5 protein-coding genes and 1 pseudogene are annotated in these 6,305 nt (G+C 54.1%); 3 read left to right on the top strand and 3 right to left on the bottom strand.

Annotated elements, in window-relative coordinates:
* Window positions 1-797: carbohydrate ABC transporter permease (locus B3Z49_RS13355; RefSeq protein WP_296991709.1), on the bottom strand; the 797-nt coding region annotated here is incomplete at its 3' end.
* 97 nt (window positions 798-894) lie between these two features.
* On the bottom strand, window positions 895-2,157 hold the full coding sequence (locus B3Z49_RS13350; protein WP_063086948.1) for an ABC transporter substrate-binding protein: 1,263 nt from the start codon (window positions 2,155-2,157) through the stop codon (window positions 895-897).
* 266 nt (window positions 2,158-2,423) lie between these two features.
* Between B3Z49_RS13350 and B3Z49_RS13345 the strand changes: the two genes are divergently transcribed.
* The 3 genes from B3Z49_RS13345 (at window position 2,424) to B3Z49_RS13335 (ending at window position 5,885) form a co-directional block, all read left to right on the top strand.
* A complete protein-coding gene (locus tag B3Z49_RS13345) occupies window positions 2,424-3,626 on the top strand; it encodes an adenylate/guanylate cyclase domain-containing protein (protein ID WP_296991706.1) in 1,203 nt (400 codons plus the stop codon).
* Window positions 3,627-3,936: 310 nt separating this feature from the next.
* Complete coding sequence (locus tag B3Z49_RS13340) at window positions 3,937-4,101, top strand: DUF1127 domain-containing protein (RefSeq protein ID WP_008891829.1); 165 nt, start codon at window positions 3,937-3,939, stop codon at window positions 4,099-4,101.
* A gap of 236 nt (window positions 4,102-4,337) precedes the next feature.
* On the top strand, window positions 4,338-5,885 hold the full coding sequence (locus B3Z49_RS13335) for a cryptochrome/deoxyribodipyrimidine photo-lyase family protein (protein ID WP_296991699.1): 1,548 nt from the start codon (window positions 4,338-4,340) through the stop codon (window positions 5,883-5,885).
* 3 nt (window positions 5,886-5,888) lie between these two features.
* Here B3Z49_RS13335 and B3Z49_RS13330 read toward each other — a convergent pair.
* A pseudogene (locus B3Z49_RS13330) lies at window positions 5,889-6,305 on the bottom strand (cryptochrome/photolyase family protein); the annotation flags it as partial.

Below are 6,305 nucleotides of genomic sequence, written 5' to 3'. Positions count from 1 at the left end.
CGCTGGAAGGCCATCGTGTACATGAAGGTTGCCGGAAGATCGGATGAATAGCCCGGGCCACCACCGGTAAGCGCAATGACAAGGTCAAAGCTTTTAACAGCAAGGTGAGCCAGAACGACGATCGCACTCAGGAAAACCGGGCGGATCGACGGAATGATGATACCGAAATAGATCCGGGGGAGGCTGGCACCGTCCATATAGGCTGCGCGAATGATGTCCTGATCGACGCCGCGCAATGCCGCAAGGAACATTGCCATGACAAAGCCCGATGCCTGCCAGACTGCTGCGATCACAACCGTGTAGATCGCCATGTCCGAATTGACCAGCCAGTCGAACTTGAAGCTCGTCCAGCCGAGGTCATGCATCATGCTTTCAAGGCCAAGGCCCGGATTAAGAAGCCATTTCCAGACAGTACCCGTCACGATAAAGGACAGGGCCATCGGATAAAGGAAGATCGTGCGAAGCGCACCTTCGGCGCGAATACGCTGATCAAGAAGAACTGCCAGAAGGCACCCGATGATCAGGCAGGTCACGATAAACAGACCGCCAAAGATCAGCAGGTTTTCAATGGCAACATGCCAGCGTTCCATCTGCCACAGACGTTCATATTGCCGAAGCCCTGCCCAATCCCAGACGGGAAGCATGCGCGACTTGGAAAACGCCATATAGCCGGTCCACAGGATGAACCCGTAGACAAAAAACAGGGACGCAGCAAAGGACGGTGCAACAACGATCTTGGACAGATGACGCTGGATGCTGGCCGTCAGGTTGCTTTCGGTGCTTTGAGAAGCCCCCATAACCTTTGCCTCAAAAGTTAAATGAGTGGGAAACAGGCCCCGGAAATTCCGGGGCCTGCAAATTGCTCATATCTCAGATTGTACTGATCAGATGAGATTAGTCTTTGGCCAGTTCAACAGCTTCGACCAGACGCGAGACGGCTTCGTCAGACGACATGTCGGAGTTGAAATGTGCGGTCACGACGTCAACGATCGCACCTGCAAGGTGGCCACGCAGTGCCATGCCATGTGCCATGGACGGAAGGAAACCACCGGCTTCCTGTGCGGCCTGGAGGTCAGCTTCGGACTTCTTGGCGCAATCGTCGAACTTATCAAGCGAAACGCCTGAACGTGCCGGGATCGAACCTTTGAGAAGGTTGAAGGTTTCCTGGAACTTCTCGCCGACAATCAGTTCGGCAAGCAGTTTCTGGCCTGCGACCTTGTCGTCGCCCGAAACGTTGAACATGGCAAAGCTGTCAACATTGAACAGGTAGCCGTTTTCAGACGGGGTTGCTGCACAGATGAAGTCTTTGCCCGGTACTTTGCCAGCAGCAAGGAATTCGCCTTTTGCCCAGTCACCCATGATCTGCATGGCGGCTTCGCCATTCATGACCATCGCGGTTGCAAGGTTCCAGTCACGACCCGGGAAGTCGGCATCGACATAACCACGGATTTTGCGCATCTGGTCAAACACCGCTTTCATGGTGTCGGAGTTCAGTGCGTCTTCGTCGAGATCAACCAGAGCACTCTGGAAGAATTCCGGGCCGCCAAGGCCAAGAACGACGGTTTCAAAGACGGTTGCGTCCTGCCACGGCTGACCACCATGGGCAACCGGCGTGATGCCAGCAGCCTGAAGTTTGTCAGCAAGGGCGTTGAACTCGTCCCAGGTGGTCGGTGCGGAATCGGCACCAACTTTTGCAAGAAGGGTCGGGTTTGCCCAGATCCAGTCAACGCGGTGAACGTTTACCGGAACAGCAACATAGTCGCCTTCGTATTTCATAACGTCCTGGATCGCAGCCGGGATAACGTCATCCCAACCTTCAGCAGCGGCAACGTCATTGAGATCAGCAAGGGCACCCTGTTCGGCCCATTCCTGAATTGCCGGACCTTTAAGCTGAACAGCAGCCGGTGCATCACCCGACAGAACGCGCGAACGCAGAACGGTCATGGCTGCATCGCCAGCACCACCAGCGACCGGGCTATCAACCCAGGTACCGCCATTGGCTTCGAAATCTTCTTTAAGGGATGCGACAGCTTTTGCTTCGCCGCCCGAAGTCCACCAGTGCAGAACTTCAGCGGTCGGCTCGGCATGAGCAAAGTTAGCAGTCGCGAGTGCAGAAAACGCCACACCAGTGGCGAGGATGGTTTTGCGCAGATACATCTAGGTTTCCTCCCTGGCTTTTAACCATTTGCAGCGACAACATGCTGCGAGAAGGGGCACAATGCATCCACAAAACTGTAACAGGGCGTTTCCAGATTGCGAACTGAAACACTTTGTTACAAAATTGGCAATATACATCGCTAATATATTGCAGAGCAGCAAAAACAATTAGGGCGTTTGTCGGCATTAAAGCTGTGACGCATCGGAATAAGTGCATCGAATTTGGTCGCGATTATCATGTGATAGCAGGGGAATAGAGGACGACCATGTGGAATAGCGCACCTGTTATCGACTGGATTGCCAAAGAAGGCCGGCTGATCGAGGATGCAAATGCCTTCCTTGACCAACTAATGACGCGGATCAACGCCCAAGGATTTCATATTGCACGCATGCGCTGCTCGATGGAGGCACTCCATCCGCAAGTCGCCGTCTGGTCGTTTCTTTGGGATCGCGAACACGGGGCCCGTCTGTGGGAGGCCACCCACGGCATTCATGAAAGCGGTTCCTACATCGGAAGTCCGGTCGAAGACGTGAACCTGCATGGTGGCCCGGTGCGCATTCACCTTGCCAGGGTCAATCCGGCCGATCATCACCCGCTCGTCGGCGAACTGATCGGCATGGGGTTGACCGACTATTACTGTACCCGCATTCGGTTCAGTGGCGGCCGCTGGTGCGTTATGACCATCGCAACAGATCAGCCCGACGGTTTCGATGATAGCGAAATCGCCTGTTTTGAAGGATTACTGGACCACGTTGGCGGGGTGCTTGAACTGCATGTGACCAAACGGATCGAACATTCGTTGCTTGATACCTATTTGGGCGAACGCACCGGCGCGCGGGTCATGCATGGTCATATTCGTCGCGGCGACGGTGAAACCATTCGTGCAGCCCTTTGGTTTAGTGACGTGCGCGATTTCACGGTGATGACCGAAACCCTGTCGGTCGAGCAGCTGCTTGACAGTCTTAATGTCTATTTCGAAACGGTCGAACGTGCGGTGCGCGCCCATGGGGGCGAGATTTTGCGGTTTGTCGGCGATGCGATGCTGATTGTCTTTGCCCAGGAAAACAATCAATCGGCCGAAAGTGTCTGTGAAAACGCCGTGCGTGCGGCAAAGGCCGCCTTGGCCGATCTGGAAAATGTGAACCGGAAACGTTTGAAAGAAGGCTTGCCGATCCTTCGCTTTGGCGTCGGGCTTCATTACGGCGAAGTGGTCTATGGCAATGTTGGTGGTACCCACCGACTGGATTTCACCGTGATGGGGGTGGCGGTAAACCGGACGGCCCGTCTGGAAAGCCTGACCAAACAGATCGGCACACCCTTGTTGATGTCAGATGTTCTGGCAAGCCACATCACCGAACCGACGGTGTGCTGTGGTGACTTCGCGGTCAAAGGCGTTGCCGCGCCGCTTACCGTCCATGCCCTTCAATCGGCGTTGCCCTTTGCCAAGGTCGCAGAGGGTAACGTCTAGAACAGGGCATGGGGCAGGGCGTTTTGATCTGAAAATCCGGCGAAAATGCTGCGATGCACTATGCGCGCACAGGTATATTTCAACTCAAAACATCATACTTAATCGCCGTATCAGCCACGGATTGTCGAGTATGGTTTGATCATATGTGTTTATCTGTGAATAAATGGCACAGATGATATGCATTTTTTGGTGGTTGAGGATCAAGTGGAATTTCGACATATTGCAACGCGAAGCAAGCTGATGAATGCGCCAGACAGTTGGAGTTCACCTCCAAGGCAGCATTCAAAATTGTAACCCAAGGAGGTTCAACATGTTCCTGTCCAGTATTCTTGTTGCTGTTCGCCGTTGGGCCTATGCACGCTCGGTCGCGAATGAACTTTACGGCCTTGATAAGCGCGATCTTGATGATGTCGGGATTTCCCAGTGGCAGATCAAAGACGTCGCTCGTAAAGCAGCACGTGACGCGATTGCATAACGCTCGCACCATATAGGCACCCGTCAATCGGGATTGCCAATGCGGAAGCCGGACACAAGTCCGGCTTTTTGTGTTTCTGGGCGAGACTCTGGGCCCAACCAATCCGGACAAAGTCACGCAGCGTATGGAAGCAATGTTCTTGTGATTGCGAGTTCCGTTTGCATGCCGCTGGTTTGTTTCCGCATTTTAAGTCTGTCCATCACACCTGATGCAAATGTTGTCGTTGGGTGCTGCTGATGCGCGCACCCATCACAATCGTCTGGTTAAAGCGCGACCTGCGTCTGCATGACCATGCGGCGCTGAATGCGGCGATTGCTGCCGGATATCCTGTTGTGTTGCTTTATGTCGTCGAGCCCGACTATTGGCGGCTGCCAGATACATCAGCACGGCATTGGCAATTTATCCGCGCGTCGCTGCATGAACTGGCGTCTGATGCCCGTGCGCTTGGTCAATCGCTTACCGTGCGGGTTGGGGATGTTGTTGATGTCTTGACCGGGTTTGCTGAAAAGTTCGATATCCGTACGATTCATGCACACGAAGAAACCGGTAATCTCTGGACATTCAAACGTGATCTGGCCGTTTCGGATTGGGCGCGCCAGAAGGGCATTGCATTCCAGGAACATCGGCAGTTTGCCGTCATCCGTGGCAGGCTTGATCGCGATCACTGGCACGGGGCATGGCAGGCGTTTTTTGCCAGCCCACCGACCGGGCAGGTGCGGTTTCAAACACCTGCCGTTGATCTTGATCCCGGCACAATTCCCGAAAATCCGGTGGCACACCTTTCCGCACCTTGCAATGACCCTCAGGGCGGCGGACGGCGCGCGGGGATGCGGTTGCTTGACAGTTTCCTTGGCTATCGCGGGCAGAGATATCACCGCGAAATGTCATCGCCCCGAACCGCATTTGAAAGCTGTTCACGGCTAAGTCCTCATATTGCCTATGGCACAGTATCCTTGCGCGAAATCATTCATGCCGTGCGTGAAAGACGGTGCGATATCCATGCCATGCCTGCAACGGATCGCCCCAAAGGCTTTCTTTCCGCACTAAAGGCATATGAAAGCCGGCTGCATTGGCATTGTCATTTCGTCCAGAAACTTGAAACCACACCGGGGATCGAGATTGAAAACCTGCACCCGGCCTATGACGGGTTGCGTCCAGATAACCCCGAAGATCCGGGACTTCTGGCGTGGAAAGCTGGCAAAACCGGATTTCCGTTTATTGATGCCTGCATGCGCGCCCTTGATCACACCGGCTGGATCAATTTCAGAATGCGCGCGATGCTGACAGCCTTTGTCAGCTATCAGCTTTGGCAACATTGGCGTGAACCCGCATTGCATCTTGCCCGGCAATTTGTCGATTACGAACCCGGCATTCATTACCCGCAGATCCAGATGCAATCAGGCACGACCGGGATCAACACGCCACGCATCTATAACCCGGTCAAACAATCCAATGATCAGGACCCCGGTGGTGCTTTCATACGCCGTTGGGTGCCGGAACTGCGCGACGTTTCGGACGCCTTCATTCACGAACCCTGGCGACTTGCCCCTATTGAACAGATTGATCTGGGCGTTGAGATCGGAAAACATTATCCAGCCCCGATTGTTGATCATATGGCCGCCGCCCGACATGCGCGTACCAACATCTGGGCCATTCGCAAAAATGATGATTTCCGTGATCAGGCACAGCAAATCGTCAAGCAGCACGGAAGCCGAACGTTTAAACAGAAACGGCCACCGGCCGGGCGCGATAAATCTGATCAACAGATCACGTTTGATTTCTAAGCTTCAGAAAAGGCTGCCTTGTTCTGATCCGGTATCAAGCTTGCCATCATCAAGTTTGCTTAAAAACGCGTCGGCCTGTGCGATCAGATCGCGCTTTTTGTCGTCCTTCATGCGGGCCCAGTTGCGGTATGGCATGCCAAGGCGCGGATTGTTGCCAAGCTTGTCGGCGTTGCGATCCAAAAAATGCCAGTAAAGCGCATTAAACGGGCAGGCATCCTTGCCGGTATTGTTGCGCGGGTTGTACTGGCAGTCCTTGCAGTAATCCGACATGCGATCGATATATTTGCCACTGGCGGCATAGGGTTTTGACGCCATCTTGCCGCCATCGGCATAAAGCGCCATGCCAAAGGTGTTGGGAAGCTCAACCCATTCAAACGCGTCGATATAGACCGCCAGATACCAGTCGCAGACTTCTTTGGG

It is taken from the genome of Thalassospira sp. UBA1131 (assembly GCF_002311515.1).
In the GTDB taxonomy this organism is placed as follows: Bacteria; Pseudomonadota; Alphaproteobacteria; order Rhodospirillales; family Thalassospiraceae; genus Thalassospira.
The sequence above is the reverse complement of the archived record's forward strand: the minus strand, read 5'-3'. Positions and strand labels throughout refer to the sequence as shown.

Coding starts and splice junctions, on each gene's coding strand:
- B3Z49_RS13350 (WP_063086948.1), bottom strand. CDS start 2,157: ATGTATCTGCGCAAAACCATCCTCGCCACTGGTGTGGCGTTTTCTGCA.
- B3Z49_RS13345 (WP_296991706.1), top strand. CDS start 2,424: ATGTGGAATAGCGCACCTGTTATCGACTGGATTGCCAAAGAAGGCCGG.
- B3Z49_RS13340 (WP_008891829.1), top strand. CDS start 3,937: ATGTTCCTGTCCAGTATTCTTGTTGCTGTTCGCCGTTGGGCCTATGCA.
- B3Z49_RS13335 (WP_296991699.1), top strand. CDS start 4,338: ATGCGCGCACCCATCACAATCGTCTGGTTAAAGCGCGACCTGCGTCTG.